This is a genomic window from Sulfuricella sp. T08 (assembly GCF_000971475.1).
GTDB lineage: Bacteria > Pseudomonadota > Gammaproteobacteria > Burkholderiales > Sulfuricellaceae > Sulfuricella.
The window spans coordinates 105,075-130,564 of record NZ_DF967523.1 but is presented as its reverse complement, the minus strand read 5'-3'; the positions used below and the strand labels follow the sequence as shown (position 1 = coordinate 130,564).

The 25,490-nt window shown below is 56.4% G+C and carries 25 protein-coding genes; 8 read left to right on the top strand and 17 right to left on the bottom strand.

The window, feature by feature from the left end; all coding sequences use genetic code 11:
• Positions 1 to 51: 51 nt before the first annotated feature.
• The 6 genes from SCT_RS02335 to SCT_RS02310 form a co-directional block, all read right to left on the bottom strand.
• On the bottom strand, positions 52 to 1,587 hold the full coding sequence (locus SCT_RS02335; RefSeq protein ID WP_059418562.1) for a 2-isopropylmalate synthase: 1,536 nt from the start codon (positions 1,585 to 1,587) through the stop codon (positions 52 to 54).
• A 225-nt stretch (positions 1,588 to 1,812) separates the two neighbouring features.
• A complete protein-coding gene (gene pssA, locus SCT_RS02330; protein ID WP_059418557.1) occupies positions 1,813 to 2,577 on the bottom strand; it encodes a CDP-diacylglycerol--serine O-phosphatidyltransferase in 765 nt (254 codons plus the stop codon).
• Between the two features lie 83 nt (positions 2,578 to 2,660).
• Positions 2,661 to 3,317, bottom strand: a complete 657-nt coding sequence (locus SCT_RS02325) for a phosphatidylserine decarboxylase (protein WP_059418597.1) — start codon at positions 3,315 to 3,317, stop codon at positions 2,661 to 2,663.
• Positions 3,318 to 3,414: 97 nt separating this feature from the next.
• Entirely contained in the window at positions 3,415 to 4,431 is a 1,017-nt protein-coding gene (gene ilvC, locus SCT_RS02320; RefSeq protein ID WP_059418556.1) for a ketol-acid reductoisomerase, read from the bottom strand.
• A 129-nt stretch (positions 4,432 to 4,560) separates the two neighbouring features.
• On the bottom strand, positions 4,561 to 5,052 hold the full coding sequence (gene ilvN / locus SCT_RS02315; protein ID WP_059418553.1) for an acetolactate synthase small subunit: 492 nt from the start codon (positions 5,050 to 5,052) through the stop codon (positions 4,561 to 4,563).
• Positions 5,053 to 5,056: 4 nt separating this feature from the next.
• Positions 5,057 to 6,754: an acetolactate synthase 3 catalytic subunit gene (locus tag SCT_RS02310; protein WP_059418550.1), complete on the bottom strand. Its 1,698-nt coding sequence runs from the start codon at positions 6,752 to 6,754 to the stop codon at positions 5,057 to 5,059.
• Between the two features lie 329 nt (positions 6,755 to 7,083).
• Between SCT_RS02310 and SCT_RS02305 the strand changes: the two genes are divergently transcribed.
• From SCT_RS02305 to SCT_RS02290, 4 genes are read left to right on the top strand one after another with little or no spacing between them, the layout of a single operon-like run.
• The gene (locus SCT_RS02305; protein ID WP_059418548.1) at positions 7,084 to 7,647 is read left to right on the top strand and encodes an RNA polymerase sigma factor; all 564 of its coding nucleotides are present in this window, start codon (positions 7,084 to 7,086) and stop codon (positions 7,645 to 7,647) included.
• A complete protein-coding gene (locus SCT_RS02300) occupies positions 7,644 to 8,027 on the top strand; it encodes a DUF3619 family protein (RefSeq protein WP_059418546.1) in 384 nt (127 codons plus the stop codon). Before SCT_RS02305 ends, SCT_RS02300 begins: the two co-directional genes overlap by 4 nt.
• Positions 8,000 to 8,551, top strand: a complete 552-nt coding sequence (locus SCT_RS02295) for a DUF3106 domain-containing protein (RefSeq protein ID WP_082098146.1) — start codon at positions 8,000 to 8,002, stop codon at positions 8,549 to 8,551. The genes SCT_RS02300 and SCT_RS02295 overlap by 28 nt, the downstream gene beginning before the upstream one ends.
• A 31-nt stretch (positions 8,552 to 8,582) precedes the next feature.
• Entirely contained in the window at positions 8,583 to 8,984 is a 402-nt protein-coding gene (locus SCT_RS02290; protein WP_237759554.1) for an RDD family protein, read from the top strand.
• Between the two features lie 37 nt (positions 8,985 to 9,021).
• Here SCT_RS02290 and lptG read toward each other — a convergent pair whose 3' ends face one another.
• Both lptG and lptF read right to left on the bottom strand, forming a co-directional pair.
• Complete coding sequence (gene lptG, locus SCT_RS02285; protein ID WP_059418541.1) at positions 9,022 to 10,095, bottom strand: LPS export ABC transporter permease LptG; 1,074 nt, start codon at positions 10,093 to 10,095, stop codon at positions 9,022 to 9,024.
• Complete coding sequence (lptF, locus tag SCT_RS02280; RefSeq protein WP_059418538.1) at positions 10,092 to 11,207, bottom strand: LPS export ABC transporter permease LptF; 1,116 nt, start codon at positions 11,205 to 11,207, stop codon at positions 10,092 to 10,094. The genes lptG and lptF overlap by 4 nt, the downstream gene beginning before the upstream one ends.
• A gap of 136 nt (positions 11,208 to 11,343) precedes the next feature.
• On the opposite strand from lptF, the gene SCT_RS02275 reads away from it, so the two are divergent.
• The 4 genes from SCT_RS02275 to SCT_RS02260 all read left to right on the top strand — a co-directional run bounded on the left by SCT_RS02275 (position 11,344) and on the right by SCT_RS02260 (position 17,004).
• Positions 11,344 to 12,834, top strand: a complete 1,491-nt coding sequence (locus SCT_RS02275; RefSeq protein WP_082098145.1) for a leucyl aminopeptidase — start codon at positions 11,344 to 11,346, stop codon at positions 12,832 to 12,834.
• A 154-nt stretch (positions 12,835 to 12,988) separates the two neighbouring features.
• Positions 12,989 to 13,417, top strand: coding sequence for a DNA polymerase III subunit chi (locus SCT_RS02270; RefSeq protein WP_059418534.1), 429 nt, complete (start codon positions 12,989 to 12,991; stop codon positions 13,415 to 13,417).
• A complete protein-coding gene (locus tag SCT_RS02265; RefSeq protein WP_059418532.1) occupies positions 13,418 to 13,927 on the top strand; it encodes a hypothetical protein in 510 nt (169 codons plus the stop codon). It begins immediately after the preceding gene.
• A gap of 341 nt (positions 13,928 to 14,268) precedes the next feature.
• The gene (locus SCT_RS02260) at positions 14,269 to 17,004 is read left to right on the top strand and encodes a valine--tRNA ligase (RefSeq protein WP_059418595.1); all 2,736 of its coding nucleotides are present in this window, start codon (positions 14,269 to 14,271) and stop codon (positions 17,002 to 17,004) included.
• 238 nt (positions 17,005 to 17,242) lie between these two features.
• Here the strand turns inward: SCT_RS02260 and SCT_RS02255 are convergent, their stop codons facing one another.
• From SCT_RS02255 to SCT_RS02215, 9 genes are all read right to left on the bottom strand, one after another.
• Positions 17,243 to 18,142 (bottom strand): hypothetical protein, encoded by a 900-nt coding sequence (locus SCT_RS02255; RefSeq protein WP_059418530.1) that lies wholly within the window; start codon positions 18,140 to 18,142, stop codon positions 17,243 to 17,245.
• A 104-nt stretch (positions 18,143 to 18,246) separates the two neighbouring features.
• Positions 18,247 to 19,590, bottom strand: a complete 1,344-nt coding sequence (locus SCT_RS02250) for an OmpP1/FadL family transporter (RefSeq protein WP_059418528.1) — start codon at positions 19,588 to 19,590, stop codon at positions 18,247 to 18,249.
• 241 nt (positions 19,591 to 19,831) lie between these two features.
• The gene (locus tag SCT_RS02245) at positions 19,832 to 20,953 is read right to left on the bottom strand and encodes a radical SAM protein (RefSeq protein ID WP_059418525.1); all 1,122 of its coding nucleotides are present in this window, start codon (positions 20,951 to 20,953) and stop codon (positions 19,832 to 19,834) included.
• A 1-nt stretch (position 20,954) separates the two neighbouring features.
• A complete protein-coding gene (locus SCT_RS02240; protein ID WP_059418522.1) occupies positions 20,955 to 22,025 on the bottom strand; it encodes a geranylgeranyl reductase family protein in 1,071 nt (356 codons plus the stop codon).
• Positions 22,022 to 23,074 carry a lipoate--protein ligase gene (locus SCT_RS02235; RefSeq protein ID WP_059418520.1) on the bottom strand — a complete coding sequence of 351 codons (1,053 nt, stop codon included), beginning with the start codon at positions 23,072 to 23,074 and terminating at the stop codon, positions 22,022 to 22,024. The genes SCT_RS02240 and SCT_RS02235 overlap by 4 nt, the downstream gene beginning before the upstream one ends.
• On the bottom strand, positions 23,038 to 24,090 hold the full coding sequence (locus SCT_RS02230) for a radical SAM protein (RefSeq protein WP_059418518.1): 1,053 nt from the start codon (positions 24,088 to 24,090) through the stop codon (positions 23,038 to 23,040). Before SCT_RS02230 ends, SCT_RS02235 begins: the two co-directional genes overlap by 37 nt.
• Position 24,091: 1 nt before the next feature.
• Positions 24,092 to 24,532, bottom strand: a complete 441-nt coding sequence (locus SCT_RS02225) for a glycine cleavage system protein H (RefSeq protein WP_059418517.1) — start codon at positions 24,530 to 24,532, stop codon at positions 24,092 to 24,094.
• Between the two features lie 86 nt (positions 24,533 to 24,618).
• Positions 24,619 to 25,125, bottom strand: coding sequence for a DsrE/DsrF/DrsH-like family protein (locus SCT_RS02220; protein WP_059418515.1), 507 nt, complete (start codon positions 25,123 to 25,125; stop codon positions 24,619 to 24,621).
• Positions 25,126 to 25,183: 58 nt separating this feature from the next.
• On the bottom strand, positions 25,184 to 25,411 hold the full coding sequence (locus SCT_RS02215; RefSeq protein WP_009206413.1) for a sulfurtransferase TusA family protein: 228 nt from the start codon (positions 25,409 to 25,411) through the stop codon (positions 25,184 to 25,186).
• Between the last annotated feature and the right edge of the window lie 79 nt (positions 25,412 to 25,490).

Genomic DNA, 25,490 nt, shown 5'->3' with positions numbered 1-25,490 from the left:
CGAAAAAAACGGGCCACTCGAGGCGGCCCGGTACGCTTGATAATGCGGGGCCTAGACCTGCGGATTCATCCGCTCCAGCTTTCCCGCCAGTTTGTTCAGTGCGTTGAGGTAAGCCTTGGCCGAAGCGATCACGATGTCGGTATCCGCCCCCTGGCCATTGACGATGCGTCCGCCCTTCGACAAGCGCACTGTGACTTCGCCCTGCGCATCCGTACCGCTGGTGATGTTGTTGACCGAATACAGCAGTAGTTCCGTGCCGCTCTTGACGATAACCTCGATCGCCTTGAAAGAGGCGTCCACCGGCCCGCCACCATCGGCTTCTGCGGCTTTTTCCTTGCCGCCATCGCTGATGGTGACTTGGGCATGGGGCGTTTCGCCGGTTTCCGAGCAGACGCGCAGGGACACCAGTTTGAACTGTTCCTTCACCATCGCCTGTTCCTCGTCGCTGACCAGCGCATGGATATCCTCGTCGAAGATTTCATGCTTCTTGTCAGCGAGATCCTTGAAGCGGGCGAAGGCGGCGTTAAGCGCTTCTTCCGAATCCAGCTCGATGCCCAGTTCAACCAGGCGGCTGCGGAAGGCGTTGCGGCCGGAATGCTTGCCCATCACCATCTTGTTCGCACTCCAGCCAACATCCTCGGCGCGCATGATCTCGTAGGTTTCGCGGTGCTTGAGGACGCCGTCCTGATGGATGCCGGACTCGTGGGCGAAAGCATTGGCGCCGACGATAGCCTTATTGGGCTGCACCGCGAAGCCGGTAATGCCCGCCACCAGGCGGCTGGCTGGCACGATCTGGGTGGTGTCGATGCCGGTATCGCAGGAAAAGACATCCTGGCGCGTACGTACCGCCATGACTATTTCTTCCAGCGCAGCGTTACCTGCCCGCTCGCCCAGGCCGTTGATGGTGCATTCCACCTGACGCGCCCCGGCCAGTACCGCGGAGAGGGAGTTCGCCACAGCCAGACCGAGATCGTTATGGCAATGCACCGAGAAGATCGCCTTGTCGGAATTGGGAATGCGCTCGCGCAAGGTGGCGATCAGGCTGCCGAACTGCTGCGGCAGGTTGTAACCCACAGTGTCGGGAATGTTCAGGGTCGTGGCACCGGCCTCGATCACCGCTTCCAGGATGCGGCACAGGAAATCAGTCTCGGAACGGCCGGCGTCCTCGGGCGAGAACTCGACATTGTCGGTCCACTTGCGCGCCCATTTCACCGCCTTCACCGCCTGCTCGACCACTTGATCCGGGCTCATGCGCAGCTTCTTCTCCATATGGATCGGGCTGGTGGCAATGAAAGTGTGGATACGGCCTGAAACGGCTGGCTTGATCGCCTCGCCGGCACGCTCGATGTCACGCTCGAGGGCGCGCGCCAGTCCGCACACCGTACTGTCCTTGACGCTGCTGGCAACCGCCTTGACCGACTCGAAATCGCCGTTGCTGGCGGCCGGGAAACCGGCCTCGATGACATCCACACGCATCCGTTCAAGCTGCCGCGCGATGCGCACCTTCTCCTCTTTAGTCATGGAAGCGCCGGGGCTTTGCTCGCCATCGCGCAAGGTGGTGTCGAATATGATTAATTTATTTTTCATGACGGGCTCCGTTGCAGAAGTCGTAATTCATAACACGAAAATCGGTTCAGCGCCGATTTCCGCAATTCAAAACAATAAGGTGGGGGGAGGAATTTAGCGCCTGCGGCGCAGCAGCAGGCCGACCAGCAGGATGTGGGCCCGAAATGAAACGAAGGAGACTGGGATAGCGGAGTTCATGATTTGAAATATAAACGCTTTCATTTGTGAGCGCAAGCGGTTTGCCAGCTAGCCTTTCCGCCTTCTCCGCATCACGCTCCACAACCAGTCTGCGTAGGCAGACAATGCATACAGCACAAAAACACCAAACAGGATATGCGGCGGGTCGGAAGAAATCAGAATGAAAGTCAGCACGATCAACAAGATGCCGACGAAGGGTATGCTCTTGCGCAGATTGATGTCCTTGCCGCTGTAATAACGCAGGTTACTGACCATGGTCAATCCGGCAAACAAGGTCACTCCCCACACCAGCCAGCGGATATCGGTTCCACTGATATGGTTCACGTTCATCACCCACACCAACCCGGCCAGCAAAGCCGCAGCAGCGGGGCTGGGCAAACCCTGGAAAAAACCCTTGTCGGCAACTTCATGCTGGGTGTTGAAGCGTGCCAGCCGTAGCGCCGCGCCGGCGCAATAGACAAAAGCAGCGATCCAGCCCAACTTACCCATGTCCTTCAGCGCCCAGACGTACACGATCAAGGCGGGTGCCACGCCGAACGACACCATATCGGAAAGCGAATCGTATTCCGCCCCGAACGCGCTCTCAGTATGGGTAAGGCGCGCAACCCGGCCGTCCAGGCCATCCATCACCATGGCAATAAAAATCGCCACCGCAGACTGCTCGAAATTCCCGTTCATGGCCTGGACGATGGCGTAGAAACCGGAAAACAGCGCCGCTGTGGTGAACATGTTGGGCAAAAGGTAGATGCCGCGCCGGCGCAAACGGCCATCCAGCGGGGGTTTGTGTTCGTCGAGGTTATAGTCTTCGTTCATAACAAGCGCCTTTCACGTTTACCTCATCTCCCGCAAGCGGGAGATGAGTGAGGAGAGGGCTGCATGGCGCAAATAGTAGTTGATCAGCCGACATTCATCGGCAGTTCGGACAACACGGTTTCTCCTGCACGGACCTTGTCACCGATGCTGACGCGCACCTGAGCGGTCAATGGCAAGTACACGTCCACCCGCGAGCCGAAACGGATGAAACCGTAACGCTGGCCGCGGGCTAGCCACTCACCCGGCTTGGCATAGCACAAGATGCGCCGCGCGATCAGTCCGGCGACCTGGACACAGGTAATGTCGTAGCCGCAATCGGAACGCAGCCAGATAGCATTGCGTTCATTTTCCGTGGAGGCCTTGTTCAAGTCGGCATTGATGAATTTTCCTGGGTTGTACCAGATTTCTTCGACCACGCCATCCACAGGACTGCGGTTGGAATGAACGTTGAATACATTCATGAACACGCTGACCTTCTGCGCATCACGCTTGAGGTAGGGGTCCTGAACGCGTTCGACGGCGACGATACGGCCGTCGGCAGGGGCGATCACCAGATTGCGTGCCGTCGGCACATTGCGCCCTGGATCGCGGAAAAACTGCAGCACGAACAGGCTGATGATCCACAATGGCAGCGCCCACAGCCAGCCGGCAAGGAATGTAACCAGCAGCGAAATCACCACGATGCCAGCCAGAAATGGCCAGCCCTCGCGGGCAATAATAGGGTGGGGATAATTTTTCACTGGGGGAGCGATACCGATACACATAGGGGTAATGAATCATGGGGAATGAGTAATGGGCGATGGGGGATCCCATTACCCATCGCCCATTTACCCATTACTAGTTCTTGGACTGATCGACCAGCTTGTTCTTGGCGATCCACGGCATCATGGAGCGCAGCTTTTCACCCACCACCTCGATCTGGTGCTCGGCATTCAAACGGCGACGCGCAGTCATTTCCGGATAGTTGGTTTTGCCTTCCAGGATGAAGCGCTTTGCATACTCGCCATTCTGGATGTTCTTCAGCGCTTCCTGCATCGCCCAGCGCGATTCATCGTTGATCACCTTCGGGCCGGTGACGTATTCGCCGTACTCGGCATTGTTGGAGATGGAGTAATTCATGTTGGCGATGCCGCCCTCATACATCAGGTCGACGATCAGCTTGAGCTCGTGCAGGCACTCGAAATAGGCCATCTCCGGCGCATAGCCGGCATTGGTCAGGGTTTCGAAGCCGGCCTTGACCAGTTCGACACAGCCGCCGCACAGCACGGCCTGCTCGCCGAACAGATCGGTCTCGGTTTCTTCACGGAAATTAGTCTCGATCACGCCGCCCTTGGTTCCGCCGTTGGCTGCCGCGTAGGACAAGGCGATGTTCTTTGCCTTCTTGGATACGTCCTGGTAGATGGCGATCAGGGAAGGCACACCGCCGCCCTTGAGGTACTCGGAACGCACGGTGTGGCCGGGGCCCTTAGGTGCGATCATGATAATATCGAGATCGGCACGCGGCTGGATCTGGTTGTAATGGATGTTGAAGCCGTGGGCAAAAGCCAAAGTAGCGCCCTTCTTCAGGTTGGGCTCCACGTCGTTACGATAGACATCAGGCTGCATCTCATCGGGCACCAGAATCATCACAACGTCAGCGCCCTTAACCGCATCGGCGACTTCCTTCACTGTGAAGCCGGACTTCTTGGCTTTGTCCCAGGATGCGCCGCCCTTGCGCAGACCGACCGTCACCTTGACGCCGGAATCCTTCAAATTGGCGGCATGAGCGTGGCCCTGGGAGCCGTAACCGACGATAGTCACTTTCTTGCCCTTGATGATGGAGAGATCGGCGTCCTTGTCGTAATAAACTTTCATGCTTTCGTTTCCTTAATAAATATAAATAACAGCGGAGCCAAAAGTAGGCACCTCTAGGCGACGCTGAGGCGCTGAGCCGAGGGAAAATCAACGGTTTTCCTCAGCGCCTCCGCGGTTCAAACTAAAAATTCAAACTTTCAGCATTCTATCACCCCTGCCGATGCCGGACGCACCGGAGCGCACCGTTTCCAGAATCGCATCCTTGTCCAGCGCTTCGAGAAAGGCATCCAGCTTGTAGCCTGCGCCGGTCAGCTCGATGGTGTAGGTCTTGTCGGTGACATCCACAATGCGACCGCGGAAGATATCCGACATGCGTTTCATTTCCTCGCGCAACTCACCCTCGGCGCGCACTTTCACCAGCATCAACTCGCGCTCGATGTGACCGGCTTCGGACAAATCCACCACCTTGACCACGTCGATCAGCTTGTTTAGCTGCTTGGTGATCTGCTCGATCACGTCATCGGAACCACGAGTGACGATAGTCATGCGCGACAGGGTGGCATCCTCGGTCGGAGCCACCGTCAGCGACTCGATGTTGTAGCCGCGCGCCGAAAACAGTCCGGCAACACGGGACAGAGCGCCCGCTTCGTTTTCCATCAACAATGAAATTATGTGCCGCATAGTTTTATACCAGAATCATTTCACTCAAGCCCTTGCCGGCGGGAATCATCGGGAATACATTTTCCTTCTGGTCGGTAATGAAGTTCATGAACACCAGCCGATCCTTCATGTCGAACGCTTCTTTCAGCGCGCCCTCGACATCTTCCGGCTTCTCTATCTTCATACCGACATGGCCGTAACTTTCAGCCAGCTTGGCAAAATCCGGTAGCGCATCCATATAGGATTCAGCATAACGGTTGCCGTAAAAGAACTCCTGCCACTGCCTCACCATACCGAGGTAGCGATTGTTGAGCAGTATGATCTTGAGCGGCAGATTGAACTGCTTGCAGGTAGACAGCTCCTGAATATTCATCTGGATGCTGCCCTCACCAGTCACGCAGGCCACCATCGCCTCGGGATGGGCAAACTGCACGCCCATCGCTGCCGGCAAACCGAAGCCCATGGTGCCCAAGCCACCGGAGTTGATCCAGCGACGCGGCTGGTCGAACTTGTAATACTGCGCAGCCCACATCTGGTGCTGTCCGACGTCGGAGGTCACATAGGCGTCACCCCGGGTAACCTGGTGCAGCTTTTCGATCACGTACTGGGGCTTGATCAGGCTGCTGTCGCGGTCATATTTCATGCAGTCTTGAGAGCGCCACAGTTCGATCTGCGTCCACCAGGTCTTGAGCGCAGCCTGATCGGGCTTCTCCTTGCTGACCTGAATCAGTTTATTCATCTCCGCCAGCACGTCCTTGACGTTACCGACTATGGGCACGTCTACCTTGACCCGCTTCGCGATGGACGTGGGATCGATGTCGATGTGGATGATGCGGCGGCCATCCTGAAAAAAATGCTCCGGATTGCCGATGACACGATCATCGAAACGGGCGCCGATGGCGATCAGCACATCGCAATGCTGCATCGCCATATTGGCTTCGTAGGTGCCATGCATGCCGAGCATGCCGGTAAACAGTGGATCTGAGGCGGGGTAGCCGCCCAGCCCCATCAATGTACTGGTAATCGGGAAACCGAGCTGGCGCGTAAGCTGGGTCAGTTCCTCCGCCGCGTTGCTCAGCACCACGCCGCCGCCGGTATAGAGCATCGGCCGCTTTGCATCGAGGATCATCTGCACCGCGCGCTTGATCTGCCCCGGATGCCCCTTGATTACAGGGTTGTAGGAGCGCATCGTCACCTTTTTTGGATAGGTGAATTCAGTCTTGTGCTGGGTCACATCCTTGGGAATGTCCACTACCACCGGTCCGGGTCGGCCAGTTGAAGCAAGATAAAACGCCTTCTTGATGGTCTCGGCAAGATCCCTGACATCCTTCACCAGGAAATTGTGTTTCACGCAGGGGCGAGTGATGCCCACCATATCCACTTCCTGGAAGGCATCCATGCCGATCGCGGCGGTTGGAACCTGGCCGGAAATCACTACCAGCGGAATCGAATCCATGTAGGCGGTAGCGATACCAGTAACGGCATTGGTCGCACCCGGCCCGGAAGTCACCAGTGCAACCCCGGTCCGACCGGTGGCGCGCGCATAGCCGTCGGCGGCATGCACCGCGGCCTGCTCGTGCCTGACCAGCACATGCTTGAACTTGTTCTGCTTGAAAACCTCGTCGTAAATGTTCAGCACTGCACCGCCGGGGTAACCGAAAACAAATTCGGTCCCTTCTTCCGCCAGACAGCGCACAACGATCTCTGCGCCCGTCAATTCCATATAACAGCCTTAAATAATCATTCCGGGGAAACGTGAAACACTAATGGTTGCCGCCAACTTGGTCAAGTGCGGCATTTTACCAAACTTGCCCGGATGTTTCATAAATTCGCATGATGATCGCGCAGGATATTGTTTGATATGGAGGTTTTTCAAAGAAGTGGTGCAGTTATTCATACACCTGACTGAACAACATTTTCATATCAAACATTTTTTAAAGACTAGCGAGAGAGTGCGTCACTATGAAACATCTGGGCATAAAGAAGACTCTGCTTTATTTTTCTTTATTTGATAAGATACTACGTTAATGTACCTTACTCGGGAACCTACAACTGGCCACCTTTCAGGAACTATCCAAGTTTCTTGCCGAAGTCGAACGACGCGCCTACAAACAGGCGCTATTTGCCGTTCGCGACGAACATGGCGCTCTGGACATCGTGCAGGACTCCATGATGAAACTGACGGAAAAATACTCTGGGAAGCCCGCCGAGGAATTCCCAATGCTATTCCAGCGCATTTTGCAAAATACCATCCGCGACTATTACCGACGCCAGAAAGTACGCTCGTTATGGACCACCCTGCTGTCGTCTTTCTCTCCGCACCAGGAAGAAGAATACGATCCTCTGGAAACTTTAGAGGTTGAGGATGACTCAAATAAAATCCATCGGCCGGAAGAAACCCTGGCGCGCTCGCAAGTCGTTAAATTGATTGAACAAGCATTAGAAAGTTTGCCGGCACGTCAACGGGAAGCCTTCCTGCTGCGTTATTGGGAGGAACTGGATGTTTCTGAAACCGCTGCCGCGATGGGTTGTTCCGAAGGCAGTGTCAAGACGCATTGTTCCCGGGCCACCCACGCAGTGGCGGCCTTCTTGAAATCGAAGGGGATAGAGCCATGAACGAACATGATCTGGCAAAAAAAATTACGCAACATCTCGATTACGGCACAGCCAATTTGGATAGCCGCATACATTATCGCCTTCAGGCGGCGCGCCAGCACGCCCTGGAAGCCTATGCAAAACCCCAGCATAGCTTTAGCCTGGCATGGGGCCATAGCGGAAATGGCGGCCACCATCACGGCATCCACTCGCCTTTCCGTACCTGGCTGCCACTGGTAGCCCTGCTACTGGGCCTGATGTTCTTCACCTACTGGCAAACCACTCAACAGCCGAGCGACATTGCGGAAATCGACGCGCATCTGCTGGCTGGAGATTTGCCGCTCCACGCCTTCATTGATAACGGATTCGACACATGGCTAGAAGGCTCCTCGCAGGAATAATCCTCACTTTTTGCCTGCTGGCACAAGGGATCGCACTTGCGGCTCAACCCCCAGAACCTCGGCAACCCAACTGGGCCGAACTTTCGCTTGAACAGAAACAGATTCTGTCTCCAGTAGGAGATCAATGGGACAGCATGCCCGCAATCCAGCGCAAGCGTTTGCTGGGTGTGGCCAAGAGTTACCCAAAAATGAAGCCTGATGAGCAGCAGCGTGTCCAGAAGCGTCTTAAAACCTGGACCTCACTCACCCCGGACGAACGCGCCCAAGCACGCAAGAAATATGAAAAACTGAAGCAGCTCCCCCCTGAGAAGCGCCTGGAAATACAGAAGAAATGGCAGGAGTATCAGCAGCTTCCCGAAGAAAAGAAAGCCCAGTTGAGGCACGGAAAAAAAGCCCCTGCCCCAGTGTCTGTGCCACTCACCCCCCAACCCACCAAGGCCACCCTGGAGCCCGTCACGGGCGAAACCTCCGCACCGGTTACCCAAAACCCGGCAGCGGACACGACCAGACCCGTTGCAAACTAACTCCCTCAGTTCCATGATGCCACCCGCAAAAATGCCGGGACTTCCCCGCCGTTTGGCCAGCATGCTCTACGAAACACTGCTGCTGACTGCGGTGCTATTCATTGCCGGCTTTATTTTCACCGCGATATTCCATTCGCCGCTGCCGCCCATTCTCCGCTTCGTTTTTCAGCTTTACCTGCTGCTGGTAATGGCATTCTATTTCATCTGGTACTGGCTGCATGGCGGACAGACCCTGCCGATGAAAACCTGGCACCTGCGGATAGTGCGCACGGATGACCAACCCCTTAGCCTGAAACAGGCATGCCTGCGTTTTCTTCTCGCCGCGATTGGCGTAGGGCTGGGCTTCGGCATCCTGTGGGCGCTGTTCGACCGCGAGCGCCTGTTCTGGCACGATCGCATGGCGGGAACCAAAGTGGTGATGATTAATGGGTGATGGGCAATAGATTGCCTCTACTATCACCCATTAATCATCACCGTCTTTCAACCCACCACATCATCGCCATCGCCGCACAAAAGAACACCAACGTCGGAAAAATGGCACTGAACATAGGCGGCCAGTCATTCAATAGCCCGAGATGGGCAAATAGCCGGTTCAGCAAATGAAAACCCAATCCCAGCATGATGCCGGCAAATATTTTCGCGCTCACTCCGCCTGAACGTCCCTGGTAATAAGCAAACGGCAATGCCAGCATAATCATCACCAAAGCCGCAAAAGGGTAGACCAGCTTCGACCACAGTGCAATTTCGTAGCGCGTGGTTTTCTGCTTGTTTTCACTCAGATGCTGTACATAAAAATACAGGTTCCAGGCCGACATCTGCTCCGGCACCACCAGCAGCACATTAAGAATGTCAGGAGTCAGCACTGAATGCCAGTAAGCCTCAGGAAGCCTACTGACTACCGTCCGGCCCGACTCAAACCGGGTCTGCGCCACATCCGTCAGGCGCCATCGGTTCTCGGCCACGTGCTCGCCGCGCTTTGCGTAACTAATGGCGCGCAAACTAAAATCCGGGTCGAACTCATAGATTTTCACCCCCTTCATAGAGGTATCCGGTAGCACCTCCTCGACATTGACGAAACTCCCCGCATCCTTCACCCACAGGCCGGAACGAAATTCCTGCGCCACTACCGAACTGGTGGCCTTTAAACGTAACTCTTGGGCTGCTCGCCCACTAAGTGGCGCGATAAACTCACCAAAAACAAAGGTCAGAACCACGAACAGCAATCCGGCTTTCGCCAGCGACAAGGCGATGCGCTGCGCAGACAGCCCCGACACGCGCATCACGGCAAGCTCGGAATGAGCAGTCAGTTGCGAAAGAGCGAACAGGGAGCCGATCAAGGTTGCAATCGGGAATAGTTCGTAAACATGGCCGGGCAGGGAAAGCAGGACATAGCCAAAGATTTTGGCCAGCCGGTAATCACCCTTGCCCAGGTCGCCCAACTCGTGAATCAGGTCGAAAAAAGCGAACAGCATGAGCAGGGCTGCGAACACCAGCAACGTGGCCGAATAAATTTCACGTGCCAAATAGCGGCTGATGATTCTCATGTGCGCTCGCCACCGAGCCGAGGAATCAATCTCTTCAGCCAGATTATCCAGAACGGCGCAAGTACAAGCCTGCGGTAAAACAGCAATAACAGCACTAGCAGCATCAAGCCATGTACCAGCCATAGCCCGATATATGGAGACAATTTGCTTTGCGCCACCCAGGCCTGGGTGATACTCAGGAAATTGCTGTATATCATGTAGAGCAGCAACGCCAGGATCAAATTAAGCGAGCGTCCTGCACGCGGATTGACGAAACTCAGCGGGATCGCCAGCAAAGCCAGAATGAAAGCGCTGGCTGGCAAGCCCAGCCGCCACAGCAGTTCCCCCATATTGGCCGGCGAGCGATCGCTCAGCAGCATCAAGGTGGACAGGGATTTCTGTGTCGGGGGGATCAGGCTCGCCTCATAGGCATGGATCCGGATGGAATAGCGTTCGAAGGCCATGATCTTGTAATCCGGCGAGCCGCCCACTCCCTCGTAGCGTCTGCCGTTGAGCAGCACCAGGAATCGGTCGCCATTTTCAGATACCGTCTGGTAGCCATGCTGAGCCACCAGAATGCCCAGTTTCTGATGTTGGACAGAGCGCATGAAAATATTGCTTACCGTGTTCTTTTCACCAGCGAAGCTTTCCACGAAATACACCCGCTCGGCGAACTTGGACTCCTTGAACACGCCCGGCGCCACCGAGGACACGTCGTCGCGGCTGTCCATTTGCTGCCGGAACTCATCGCTTTTTCTTAATGCCCAAGGGGAAACCACCAAGCTTAAAAACGCGATCGCGAATACCGCCGGAGCGGCAAAAGTCACCACCGGACGCACCCATGCCATGACGCTCAAACCGGCGGTGAACCAGACCACCATTTCGCTATCGCGATAGCAGCGGGTCAACGTCATCAAAACTGCGATAAACACCGTCAAGGACAGCAAAACCGGCAAATAATTAATAATACTGAAGCCGAGAAAAGCCGCCACCGCCTCGTTAGCCACAGCACCGCCCGCCGCCTGCCCGAGATAACGGATCAGCATCGTGGTGAGGGTAATCATCAGCAGCACCGAAAAAACCAGCAATGCATTGCCGGCCATCTCGCGCAGCAGGGCGCGGCGGAAAATCATCGTTCGAGGTTTTCTTTGACTTTTAGACTACAGTCTGCGGATAATTGCCGATTACTGAATATCATGAATTAAAGCCTGCCTGATACACCTGATACACACGTACACACACGGGCAGGCATCAAGTAAGGAGCAAAAGGTGGAATTTAGCATAAAAAGTGGCAGCCCGGAAAAACAGCGCACCGCCTGCGTCGTCGTCGGCGTGTTCGAGCCACGCAAGCTTGCGCTGGCCGGCGAGATAATCGACCAGATTTCCAACCATTACCTGAGCGATATTATCCGCCGCGGCGACATGGAAGGGAAGTCCGGCACCACACTCATGCTGCACAACGTCCCCAACACGCTGTGCGACCGGGTGCTACTGGTCGGACTGGGCAAGGAACGTGAATTCAAAGACAAGGAATATCGCGATGCGGTCCGCGCTGCCATCAAAACCCTGAATGAATCCGGGTCACTTGAAGCCTCGGTTTTCCTCACCGAACTCCCGGTCAAGCGCCGCGACACCGCATGGAAAGTCGAGCAGGCCGTATTGATGGCAATGGAAGGGGTTTACCGCTTTGACCGTCTGAAAAGCAAGCAGGAAGAGATGCGCCGCCCGTTGCGCCGTATCGTCCTGAACGTGTCGCGCCGCACCGAACTGAGCATCGGCGAAGAAGCCGCCAAACAAGGCCAGGCGATCGCCGAAGGCATGAGCATGGCCAAGGATCTCGGCAACCTGCCGGGCAACATCTGTACCCCCGCCTACCTGGCCCAGCAGGCGCAGGAGTTGGCAAAAACCTACAAGCTCAAGATTGAAGTGCTGGAACAGAAAGACATGGAAGCCCTGAAAATGGGTTCACTGCTTTCCGTGGCACGCGGTAGCCGCCAGCCGCCCAAACTGATCGTTTTGCAGTACCAGGGCAATAAAAAACAAAAGCCGGTGGTCCTGGTCGGCAAGGGCGTCACTTTCGACGCCGGCGGCATTTCCCTCAAACCCGCCGCCGAAATGGACGAAATGAAGTACGACATGAGCGGAGCGGCCAGCGTGCTCGGCGCGTTCAAGGCGGTAGCCCAGCTCAAGCTGCCGATCAATCTGGTGGGCATCATCCCGGCCACGGAGAACCTGCCCGACGGCGATGCCAACAAGCCCGGCGACGTCGTCACCAGCATGTCAGGACAGACCATCGAAGTACTCAATACCGATGCAGAAGGCCGTTTGATCCTGTGCGATGCCCTTACCTACGCCGAACGCTTCGAACCGGACGCGGTAGTGGATATCGCCACCCTCACTGGCGCCTGCCTCATCGCCCTGGGCAACCATGCCTCCGGGCTGTTCAGCAGCCACGACGCCCTTGCCCGCGAACTGCTCCATGCCGGCGAATATGCAGTTGACCGCGCCTGGCACATGCCGTTGTGGGACGATTACCAGGAACAGCTGAAGAGCAACTTCGCCGACATGGCCAACATCGGCGGCCGTGCCGGTGGTGCTATCACTGCCGCCTGCTTTTTGTCGCGCTTCGCCAAAAAATACGACTGGGCGCACCTGGACATTGCCGGGACTGCCTGGAAATCAGGTAAGGACAAAGGCTCAACCGGGCGGCCAGTGGCGCTGCTGGTGCATTTCCTGATCAATAAATGTAGGGTGGGTTAATCGACCACCCCTCATCGTATATTCCCTCCCTCTTTTAGGGGGAGGGCTAGGGTGGGGGTGGGAAGTTTCGCGTGAGAATCAGCATCTGAACCCCTCATCCCAACCTTCTCCCCAGAGGGGAGAAGGGGCAAACGTAAAAGGCGCTTGTTTTGATATGACCCAAATCGATTTCTACACTCACGCCGCCGACAAATACCACACCGCTTGCGTGCTCTGCGCCAAGGCCGTTGAGCGCGGGCTACGGGTCATGGTCTATACTCCCGATGCCGCAACCACGGAAACAATGGACAAGCTGCTGTGGAGCACGCCCGCTGTCGGTTTCATCCCCCATTGCCGCGCCTCGGATAGTCTTGCACCGGTCACCCCGGTGATCATTGACCATAATACCGACACGCTGGCACACGACGACATCCTGCTCAATCTTCACACTGAGCAACCCCTGTTCTTCAGCCGCTTCCACCGGCTGATCGAGATCGTCAGCACAGACGAAAACGACCGCAGCGCAGCGCGCGAGCGCTTCCGCTTCTATCGAGACCGCGGCTACGAAATTCATTCGCATGATATTGGAAGCAAGGCCAGATAAATGGATCCTGCAAACAGCGAGACCGACGTACTCGGAAAAATAGATGCCCTGCTCACCCGGCATCGCACTGGGGCACCCACGCAGCAAGATCTTGCATCGGCCGAGGCACAAGCTGCCCGGGCGACGATTCCCGTTCTGACAGAAATCTTCACTGATGACATCACCATCCCGGTTCTAACTGAAGCCGTACCCACTTCAGTGGTAAGCGAAGCCACTATAACCGGCAAGGGGAAGCCTCCACTCCATATCGAGATCGTTGCAAACGAGCCAGCCTGCATAGACGAACAGGAACAGGTCGCGAACATCTCTCATGACGAGGCAGCCCTGCACCAGATAGAGGAATTCATGGTGCAGGAACTGGAAAATCGCATTGCGCTGGAATTCACTGCCACCCTGGATCGCGCCCTGAACGAGTTGCTCGACCATTCACGCGAACATATCCGGCATGCCGTACGCGAAGCACTCAAGCAACGGCTCGGCACCCCACCCCACGATAAGAAGCTGTCTTAACCCATATCATGGGATGCGTTGCAGCCAGAAATCCCGGCAGCTAGGCGCGCGACGCAGGTCGTAGCTGGCCTACGATGCCAAGGAGCGGAACGACGCTGCCGGGCTTTCTGGCTGCAACCCTTCGGGACGTCGGCATTTGGCCCTCCGGCTTTGTCGCGGCTCTCTGGTTTGGAATGACCAAACGGCGCTTCGCCGCTTCGCGCCGGAGGGCCAAATGCCTTAGTCGCACCCATGATATGGGTTAAGACAGCTTCTAAAGATCAGCCCTGACCGTCGGTCCGCTTGGACTGGGAAAACAGGTATAATTGCCGCCTTCCCGTTACTCCAAGAAATTCCAAACCATGGAACTCGCCAAAAGTTTTGAGCCCGCAGCCATCGAGGCGCACTGGTACCCGCTGTGGGAATCCCGCGGCTATTTCAAGGCCGCCACCGAGGCCGGCAGGCCCGCCTACTGCATCATGCTGCCGCCGCCCAACGTCACCGGCACGCTGCACATGGGCCACGCCTTCCAGGACACCCTGATGGACACCTTGGTACGCTACCATCGGATGAAGGGCGAGAACACCCTATGGCAACCTGGCACAGATCACGCCGGCATCGCCACCCAGATCGTGGTGGAACGCCAACTGGATGCAAAGGGCGTGTCGCGCCACGATCTCGGCCGCGAGGAATTCCTTAAGCGGGTGTGGGCCTGGAAAGAAGAATCCGGCTCCACCATCACCCGCCAGATGCGCCGTCTCGGCGCCTCCTGCGACTGGTCGCGCGAGCGCTTCACCATGGACGAAGGGCTGTCGAAGGCGGTGACCGAGGTCTTCGTCACCCTCCATAGCCAAGGCCTGATCTACCGTGGCAAACGCCTGGTCAACTGGGATCCGGTGCTACTGACCGCAGTGTCCGACCTGGAAGTGGTTGCTGAAGAAGAAGACGGCTTCATGTGGCATATCCGCTACCCGGTCGAGGGCAGCAGCGAAGCGCTGGTCGTCGCCACCACCCGCCCCGAAACCATGTTAGGCGACATGGCCGTGGCAGTTCACCCCGACGACGAACGCTACCAGCACCTGATCGGCAAGCATGTGCGTCTGCCGCTGTGCGAAAGAACCATAGCTATCATTGCCGACGACTATGTCGACCCGGCCTTCGGTACCGGATGTGTCAAGATCACCCCGGCCCACGATTTCAACGACTACCAGGTGGGCCTGCGCCACCATCTGGAGCCGCTTAGCATTCTCACCCTCGACGCCAAGATCAACGATCTGGCACCGTCCGAATACCAGGGCATGGATCGCTACGAAGCGCGCAAAAAGATAATCGCTGACCTCGAAGCCCAGGGACTGCTGGTTGAAACCAAACCGCACAAGCTGATGGTGCCGCGCGGCGACCGTACCCACAGCGTCATCGAACCCATGCTCACCGATCAGTGGTATGTGGCGATGGAAGGCCTCGCCAAGCATGGCCTGGAAGTGGTCGCCAAGGGCGACGTGAAATTCGTGCCGGACAACTGGGCTCACACCTACAACCAGTGGCTGGAAAACATCCAGGACTGGTGCATCTCCCGCCAACTGTGGTGGGGCCACCGCATCCCGGCATGGTACGACGAGGATGGCAATATCCATGTCGCGCGCAATCTGGAAGAGGCCCAGAAACAGGCCGGCCCGGACAAACAACTCCGCCAGGACGAAGATGTGCTCGACACCTGGTTCTCCTCCGCACTGTGGCCGTTCTCGACCCTGGGCTGGCCGGACAAAACCCCGGAGCTTGCTACCTTCCTGCCCACCAGCGTATTGGTAACCGGCTTCGACATCATCTTCTTCTGGGTCGCCCGGATGGTCATGATGTCGGAACACTTCACCGGCAAGGTCCCGTTCAGGGAAGTCTACGTGCATGGACTGGTGCGCGACATCCACGGCAACAAGATGAGCAAGTCCAAGGGCAACGTAATCGACCCGATTGACCTGATCGATGGCATCACCCTGGAAGCGCTGGTCGCAAAACGTCAAACCGGCCTGATGAACCCGAAGCAGGCTGAATCCATCGCCAAGCAGACGCGCAAGGACTACCCGGACGGCTTCCCCGCCTTCGGCACCGATGCGATCCGCTTCACCTTCGCCAGCCTCGCCAGCCATGGCCGCGACATCAAGTTCGACCTGCAGCGCTGCGACGGCTACCGTAATTTCTGTAACAAACTTTGGAACGCCACCCGTTTTGTGCTGATGAACACCGAAGGCAAGGACTGCGGCCAGGATGAAACCCTGCCGCTGGAATTCTCGGACGTGGACAAATGGATCATCAGCCGCCTGCAACAGGCCGAAAAGGAAGTCGCCGAGGCTTTCGACACCTATCGCTTCGATATGGCCTCGCGGGCCATCTACGAATTCGTCTGGGACGAATACTGCGACTGGTACGTTGAGCTGGCCAAGGTTCAGATCGCCTGCGGCAGCGATGCCCAGCAGCGCGCCACGCGCCGCACCCTGGTGCGTGTTCTTGAAACCACGCTGCGACTCGCCCACCCTATCATTCCCTTCATCACCGAAGAACTGTGGCAGAAAGTCGCCCCGCTGGCGGGCAAGGGCGGCGAGAGCATCATGCTGCAGCCCTATCCTGACGCTGACCTGAGCCAGGTCGATGAAACTGCAGTCGGGCGCGTCGCACTGCTCAAGGAAATCATCAACGCCTGTCGCACGCTACGCGGCGAGATGAACCTCTCCCCGGCACTCAAGGTTCCGCTAATCGCACTTGGCGACATTTCCATCCTGGCACCCTACATCCAGGCACTAGCAAGGATTTCCGATGTCGCCATCGTCCAGGGTGAGTTGCCGGCAGCGGATGCCCCTGTGGCAGTAGTCGGTGACATCCGCCTGATGCTCAAGATCGAAGTGGACAAGGAAGCCGAGCAGGCACGGCTAGCCAAGGAAATCGCCCGGCTTGAAGGGGAAATCACCAAGGCGCAGGCCAAGCTCGGCAACGAAAGCTTCGTCGCCCGAGCCCCGGCTGCCGTTGTTGCGCAGGAAAAAGACCGGATGGAGAACTTCGGTGCCACGCTGGAAAAGCTCAAGGCACAACTCGCCAAACTCGACTAACGTGAAATAAAAAAAGCATTTCACCGCAAAGGACACTAAAGTTCGCAAGGTAAAACGTGTCGTTCCGCACCACCAATCGGGCAAGCAGTTTAAGTTGTTCTAGCCCTTGAATTAATTCGCGTCCTTTGAGGTTAAATTGCCTATCTACCTTTACCCCCACGAGTCGCACCAAACAAAAAAACCCCACCGAAGCGGGGCAAATTCTTATTTTTAAGCCGTTTCCGGCTTATTGTTGATTTTATTCCTTGCCGCCAGCCGCAGCCACCATGGCCTTCTTGATCGCTTCCGGAGACTCCATGATCTTCATGAAGCTGTTCGAGCCCGACATTTTCAGGTCAGGATAGTCGAGGGCGATACGAAAGCGCGCATACAGCGCGATCACCTTGTTGCCGGTAACCAGCATTTCATGGGGCAGATGCGCAGAGCCCTTGAGATCATTGAAATCGATCACGCCCATGATGTACTTGTCGTCCATGAACTTGTCGCCACCCTTCATGGCCACGCCGAACACGGATTCCTTTTTACCGGTGACGTCTACACGGTAGACCTTGGTACAGCCACCCTTCCCAGCCGCCAGATTGGCCTCGACCGCCTTCACGGCTTCCTCGTAGCTACCGTATTCAGCCAGGGGAACAGGCTCGTCGAAATACTCCATGCCGAACATGTAGTGGAATTTGCGCAGCTTCGAGGCGGTCAGGCCCTTGGCTCCGAACTCTTCCACGCTACCCAGTGCGGCCTTCAGTTTTTCCGTAGTCTGCGGCAGGTCATTCGCCATGCGATAGCCATTGGCCATGTAAGCCGGAGTAGTGTAGGAAACCTGCACGTCATTTCCAACCTTGGTCACTGAAACCCGCTGAGCCGCACCAAAACCGCCATTCTCTGTTTTAGCTGCCGTAGTCTTCATCTCATCATTAGTCACCACGATGATCGTGGTTTCAGGATAGGGGGAATAACTGCCGGCAATGGTAAAACCATTGGCCTGCAATGCAGTTTTTGCCGCTGCCACCTTTTCCGTTACGGTGCCGGGCCCCTTGGATCCCAGCGTGAAGGGTTTGAGCACGTCGGACGCCAAGGCGGACCCCATGCCCAGACCCAGGGTCAAAGCGGTTAGCAACAGATTTTTCAAGATGCGATTCATGCTGTCTCCATATCATTTTATTATTTTAAATAAAAAAGCTGGAAGTGATTTCTCACCTCCAGCCCCTTTTTTTGCTTACTTCACGATGCTAGCTAATGGCCAGATTAGAACTTCATGCCATAAGCGATGCCCAGAGAATCCTGGTGCATCTTGATTTTTTCGGTGCCCGCAGTTCCCAGCCACGAACTAAACAAGCTGGGTCCAGAAACGCTGTTTTCCTGAGCATGCATGTAGGACATAGTGACTTCGGCATCTTTGCCCACACCGTAGGTGAAGCCCAGCGTGTAGTGATCCGTCACCACGCCCGGCGCGATGATGTTGAAAGTCACATCAGTGGACTTGATCGGGTTGTCGCTATGGCTGTAGCCAGCACGCAAGGTCAGTTTCGGGCTATAGGCGTACTCGACACCCAGCTTCAGCACTTCAACATCACCCCAGCCAAAGCCACGGCCATTATCTCCACCCAAGGAATTTGCAACACCACCCCATGCAACCGGAGAATCGGCGGAAGTTCTGCTCGAATTGGCGATTGACTTAACACCAGAGTAGTTAATGCGCTGGTAGTCAAGAGCGATCGTGGTTGAAGAGATAGGCTTGAACGCGATACCCACGTTCCAGTTCTCCGGCATGTCGAAATCGCCCTGCTCGGCAAACAAATCCTTATATTTACTAAACGAGCTCATCTTGATTTTGCTTGAATAGGCCGCACCGATTGACACCATATCGCTCAGCTTTCCCATATAGCCCAGACGAACACCGTATCCCAGCGCATTGTCGTAGCCCACGTTGGTCAGGTAAGCAGTCGAACCACCTGGCGCGTAGTTACGAAACCCCTGCAAACCGTCGGCCTTGAATCGCTCGTAGCCAATCAGGGGCGAAACACCCACAGAATGTTGTTCAGTCAGCTTGTAGGCAAAAGTCGGCGCAATAACCAATTGCAACAGATCCACACCCAGCTTTCCATTACCACATAGCGCGTTATACGGGCCAGCATCACCATTAGCAAATGCGCCGCATGCGGTTCCATTTGCAATCTGGCCACCTTCATAATCAGTATTCATACCGCCATTGCCGTAGACAGTGATGCCAAACGACATTTTGTCGCCCATCATCATGTTGAAGCCGAATTCCGGGACCACGAAGTCGTTGCTTCCGCTATCCGCAGAAAAATTCATACCCGTGGCAGGGCCGCTAGTACCCGTACGCTCCGCGCTACGAATTGGCCTGAACCAATCCACGCCAACATCCAGACGATCGCCGACAAACACCATGCTGGCCGGGTTGTTCGCGCCGCCGAATGAATCCTTGGCCATCGCAGTTGCCGCGCCACCCATACCTTTGGCTGTCATGCCGTAGCCATGGGAAAAATAACCGTTGGTTGCAGAAGCAATCCCTGGCATTGCCAGACCCGCAACAGCCAAAACGCCTACCAGTGCTTTTAATTTCATCTTGTGTGCCCTCCGTTGATCAATTCGTAAATTCTCTATGCCCGGCCGGAATGAATTCGTTCCTGATTGTTAACCTAACCCAGACCTTTCGCTAGCCATGATCTGAATATGTCACAAACCGTTACATGTCTCAAATACTTTTTGAGATTTCAGTGTATTAGCCCTTTCTGATTAACCATTTAATCAACAATAACAATCAATTAACAAATATTGTTCTGTTGCTTTTTTGCAACAACCTGGGTTATTCATGAAATGGTTTTACTAATTCGCCTTTCATCTGAAGTTGAACGATTTCAATATCTTCCGGATTCAACTTAAACGGGTATGACAATATGTTGGCCGGATTGCTGTCGCCATAGGGCCGGTTGCAGGCCGATATTTCAGCATCATCCTTGCCCGGGCAGCCGGAAGTTCGGAATGGCTTGCCGGCGTTGATGAACCTCGCCAATTCTCTTTCCGCCACGCCAAAATCAACCACCTGCCCTGCCTCATCGAACGCCATGCTGCAGAAATCACCACCGGCATAGTCGATGAGGTAGCGGGCGAGTTGCACCCGCCGCCATTGCGCTTTGCCGCAGGCCGGCCAGTCCTCCATCAGGGAACCTTTCTCGGGAAAGAAGGCAAACAGATGGCTATGGCCACCCAACTCCTTGATGCGTTGCACCACTTCGAGCAATTCACGCTCCGTTTCCCCCATGCCGCAAATCAGGTGCGCCCCGAATTTTTCCGGCCCGAAAATTTCCGCCGCCCAGGTTATCGCCTGCCAGTATTTTTCCCAGCGATGCGGGCTATCCACGGCCTTGCCCCGGGTGTGCTCGAAGATTTCCGGCGTTACGGCGTCCAGCGCCACGGTGAAGATATCCGCACCGGCCTGTTTGAGGCGCACCAGGTCGTCGCGTTCCATGGTGGTGGGATTGGAGAGGATGGAAACCGGGAGATGCGGCAGCTCCCTGACCCATTGTGTCAGCAACCCCAGCGTATCGCGGTTCGAATCAGGATGGCTGATCATGGAAATGCACATGCGCTGGAACCGTCCCTTATCCCTGCCAGCTCGAACACGTGCTATCACCTCCCGGTAGCGCAGTGCCGGCCAATCCACGCGGATGAAGTTGCGATCGGCATAATCGCGCGTCTCTTGACGATGCCGCGCCAGACCACAATAGGCGCAATTGGCGCGGCAGCCTTCAGGGTAAGTCAACAGCAGATTGAGGCAATGCGTGCAATCGGTGCGGTACATGCGGCTCGGGATAAGGCCTAGCGTGATGGCGGCTGCCATGCTCATCTGAACATATTCGGGCGAGCGCATCGCCGGTGTTTTGATGCGGCAATCGGGGTGGTAAAAATCAGGGGGCGTCTCACTCATGCTATGGCTCCTCGTAATATTCCGGAAAGGCGACCCATCCGCGCCTCTGCACCCTGTCCTCACTCGCCGCTGGCGTACCCCAATACTTCCCTAACCCGGCTCGACGCACCAAAGCTCGCTCCAGACTGGCACTGAATTGGTCGCGGATAATGTTTTCAAAATTCATCAACGCATTATCCTCGCGCCCCATCAACCAGGCCACTGCGGCCTGCCCTGCCAATTCACCGGACACCACGGCGGCAGCGATGCCTGCACCGGTAATGGGATGCGTCAACCCGGCCGCATCCCCAGCGAACAGAACGTTACCCTCCACCAAATTTTGGCGCAGACCACCGACCGGTATCGCCCCGCCGGTACGATGCAGAATATCCTCTCCCGCCCTGCCCTCCACAACGAGCTTGCGGTGAAGCGCATCCAGCGCTACCTTGGGGTCAGCCGCAAAGCGCTTGTCCACACCGAGGCCGAGGTTGGCTACCCTGCCCTTGGGAAATAGCCAGGCGTAGCCGCCAGGATAGTCTGGAGACAGCCAGATTTCAGTATTCTCTGCGACCTCAGGCAGCGGTACTGAGTATTGCCGGGTGTGCACCGTTTCCAGCCGGGGTAGCCCGAGCGACCGAGCCACGAAGGAGTGCGGCCCGTCGGCTGCGACCAGCAGCCGGTAATCAAAAAGTATCTCGCCCTGTGGCGTAAGCACAACAGCCGACGAACCCGCGTCATCCAGACCGGCCAGGCGGCTGTTCAAGTACAGCCTGGCGCCGTTTTGTCCAGCCTGCTGCGCCAATGCCTGATCGAATGCGGCGCGATCTATCATCAGGCCGGGAAAATCACTTTTTTCCATCCCCCCCGAAGGCAGGTGACTGGTCATGCCCTGAATGCGCTGCTGCAGCATCCCCTCGTGCATAGCGTAACGAGCCAGCGGCAAGGGAATGAATTCGGCACACTGCACCGGCACGCCGATTTCCTTACGACACTCCACCGCGGCCACGCGCAACCCGGCTTGCGCTGCAGCTAATGCCGCCGCGCCGCCAGCCGGCCCGAGTCCGACCACGAGCACGTCCACTTCCACTCTCATCCGACCGCTTGCCGGATCACTGCTGCAAAGTCATCCGGTGTAAGCATCAGCAAATCCGCCTGCTGCCGAGCGAAAAACGACCGGATTATTTCTTCGACCCCATCCATCTGGACATTGCGTAATGCCGCCTCCAGATCAACCACCGCGCGCTTCGGGCTGACGAAGAAATCGCCGCTGAACCATACTTGCTTGATGCGACCGGCGCGCGCATCAAACGCGAGGCTTACCCGCAGCAAGCCACCGGGAAATTTGCGTGATGCCTGCAGGATCGGCATATCCGCCGCCGGACGGTCGATCAGATTGACCCAGTCCGGATGGCCGATCTCGGCCAGCGCATCTTGATAACGCGCCAACTCTGCCGCAGCCAGATTGCCCGGGACGAAGGAAACACCGAACTCCCTGGCGAATGCCCCGGTCAGTGCCGCCTTGACCACCTCAAGGTCGGGCACCTGATCAAGCAGATCGGCCAAATTCGTCACTCGCTCCCGCGCCGAAGAAATTGACTTATCAGAAAACTTTTCGGCCGGGATGCGCAGCACGCGCAGCATTTTTTCCACGTCGAACCGAAGCAGCAGCGTGCCCTGGTACATCAGGGCATTGCCCTCGAACGCGCCGCCGGTTCCGGAAATCTTTTTTCCCTGTACCTCGATGTCATTGCGCGGGCGGTATCTCGCCTCGACGCCCAGGGCAGAGATTCCCTGTGCCGCCGCTTCGCAGACACGGCGAGCAATCTGCTCCATGTCGGCACAGCCGAGAGTGTCTTTGGTAAGGTAGAGTTCCCAGCCGATCTGGGATTCGTCGAAGTAGATCGCCCCGCCGCCGGTTATGCGGCGCTGTACGGTGATATTGTTGGCACGGCAGTAATCGAGATCGAGTTCCTGCTCCGCGCTCTGGTGATAGCCGAGCAGAGCGCTTGGCCGGAAGCGCAAAAAACGCAGGGTGTCGGGGATTTCACCGGCCTGTCGCGCTTCAAGCAGGGCGCGGTTGAGGGCGATATTCTCCGCCGCCGACCTCAGACCGGTATCGATGACACGCCAGGTTTTGCCCATAGCCCGCTCTCCGCCACCATCTCGCCACCCATTGCCATCGAGCAGCAGGTAGAGGCAATACGCGCCTTCCGGCCGAGCCGGGCCGCCAGTTCGACCATGCCGTCGGCAGGATGCGCGATCCCATTCAAACCGGCCATCAGCGCATAGGCATCGATCTCGGCCTTGGCCTGACCTGCCGGGCGTGCACAGCCGAGCAGCAACGGGATATCCGGTAAGGCCTGCCGCGCGTCGAGAAAAAAACGGCCGACTTCAAGGCTGTCAGGCACGCCGAAAGGCCGGTGGGCAGGCGCGTAAAATGGCATCACCACCACCAGCACTACGGCTGACGGCTTGTGGCGACGCAGCATTTCCAGCGCGACCCGTTCGCCAAGAAAGTGACCGTAATGCAGCCCCAACACGATGTGCGGCACCACTTTGAGGCGCGTCGCCACCAGATTCTCCAGCGTGCGTTCGAAGTCGTCCACGCTGCGCTTCAGATGGTAGACCTGGGTAATGGTCTCCTGAGCGCCGATTACATCCATCATGGCGGCATCGATGCCGCTGTCTTCCATCCGTTGCGCCATATCCCTGTCCACCAGAGCTGTATGCATTGCTATCCTGAACTCCGGGAATGCATCTTTGATATGGCGGATAGTCGCGTAGTAAGGATCGTACTCGACTTCGTTGCGGTGATTGGAGCCCCCGGTCAGCAGCATGCCACGAGCGCCGTGCTCGATCTGCTGATTGGCTACGCGCCACAATTCTTCCGGGGTACAAGCCGGAATCATGCTGGCGAGAATTTTGCCCTTGCAGTGGTCACACTGCAACTTGCAGTCCGGCCCGGTAATGGAAACCGCCGGCCAGGCGCTCTTGCCGCAGGAGACGATTTCGGACGTGGCGTAGGATTTGAAGCTTGGGTTGTAGAAGTCGATAACGTCAGTAGCGCCGGCGGCACGCTGCATTTCCCCGACCAGGGCGGCATCCAGCACGATACCCTGTAGCGGCTCGATCCCGGCAACAAGCTTCAGACTATCCATTTCAGGCGCAGCCCGGGAAACCTTCCGTCTGCATCTTGGCCTCGAATGCCTCAGCCGCAGCCTGCCCATTCAGCAACGTGCCCGACTCCCCTGCCCAGTCGCAAGGTTTCATCCTGACCAGCCAGCCAGCACCGTAAGGATCGGCGTTGATCGTGCTGGGCACGGCGACTGCCACCTCGTTGACAGCAATAATTTCGCCACTGACGGGCGCCTTAACCGGGCCGACCCATTTGCCCGACTCAACGGTGCCGGTGGACTTGTTCTGGTCAACCGACCGGCCCGCTTTTTTGGCCGTCCAGGCCACGATCTCACCCGACAGTACGCAGCCGTAAGTGGTCATGCCGACGATAACGGTGCCGTCAGACTCGCGCCGAGCCCAAACGTTATCGTCCACGTTGTAATACAGATCATCGGGGAAATTGCAGCCGCGTACTAAAGCCATTCTTATCTCACCCTTCAAAAGCAAAAAAGGGCAGGCGATATCGCCTGCCCTTTTTTGACTGTATCAGCTCAACCTGCCGGCATACATCAGATGTACAGGCAAATATCGGACTCTCCAGCGAACTCGAAAAATGACGCTGCACCGACAAACTCAACATTTTCGATAAATTGGTTATGATCGAACCCAAACAGTTCCACCGTCATCTGGCAGGCGAGGAATTTCACCTCAGCCTCAACGCAAAGATCACGCAACTCGTCGATTGTGGCAACCCCACAGTTTTTGATGGTCATCTTCATCAACGTGGTCGCCAGTGATTCATAACCGGGAATGCTCGCCTGAACGATATTGGGAATATTCCAGTTGATATCTTTGAACCACTTCGGTCCGAATGGCATCTTCATCGGCATGCCAGGGTTACCCAGCGGGCTGACTTTCAGTCCGCTGGTATCCTTGCGAAGAAGCTGCAATCCGTAGAAAGTACAAAAGACCTGTACATCATAACCCAGGGCTGCGGCCGTTGAAGCCAGAATGAAGGGCGGATAAGCCCAGTCCAGCGTGCCCTTGGTCGCGATGATTGCGAGTTTCTTCGACATGTTTTGTTGCCTCCAGGTTGTAGATAGTTATTATTTGTTTGTTCAAGCTACTATTTTATTATTTCTTCTTCATGAAGAACTGGTACTTGCCGCCTGCTTCGGCAGAAGACAGCAACTCGTTGCCGGTCTGCTTGGCAAAGGCCTGCATATCCTTGACGGAACCCGGGTCGGTGGCAATCACTTTCAGCACCTGACCGGCAGTCAATTCGGCGAGAGCTTTCTTGGTGCGCAGGATGGGCAGGGGGCAGTTCAGGCCGCTGGCGTCCAATTCTTTATCGAAATTCATTTTTCTTAGTCTCCTAAAGTGGTGGGTTTAGATGTAAAAAAGGATTTTATAATATAGATAAGAGCAAATTGCAACAGCC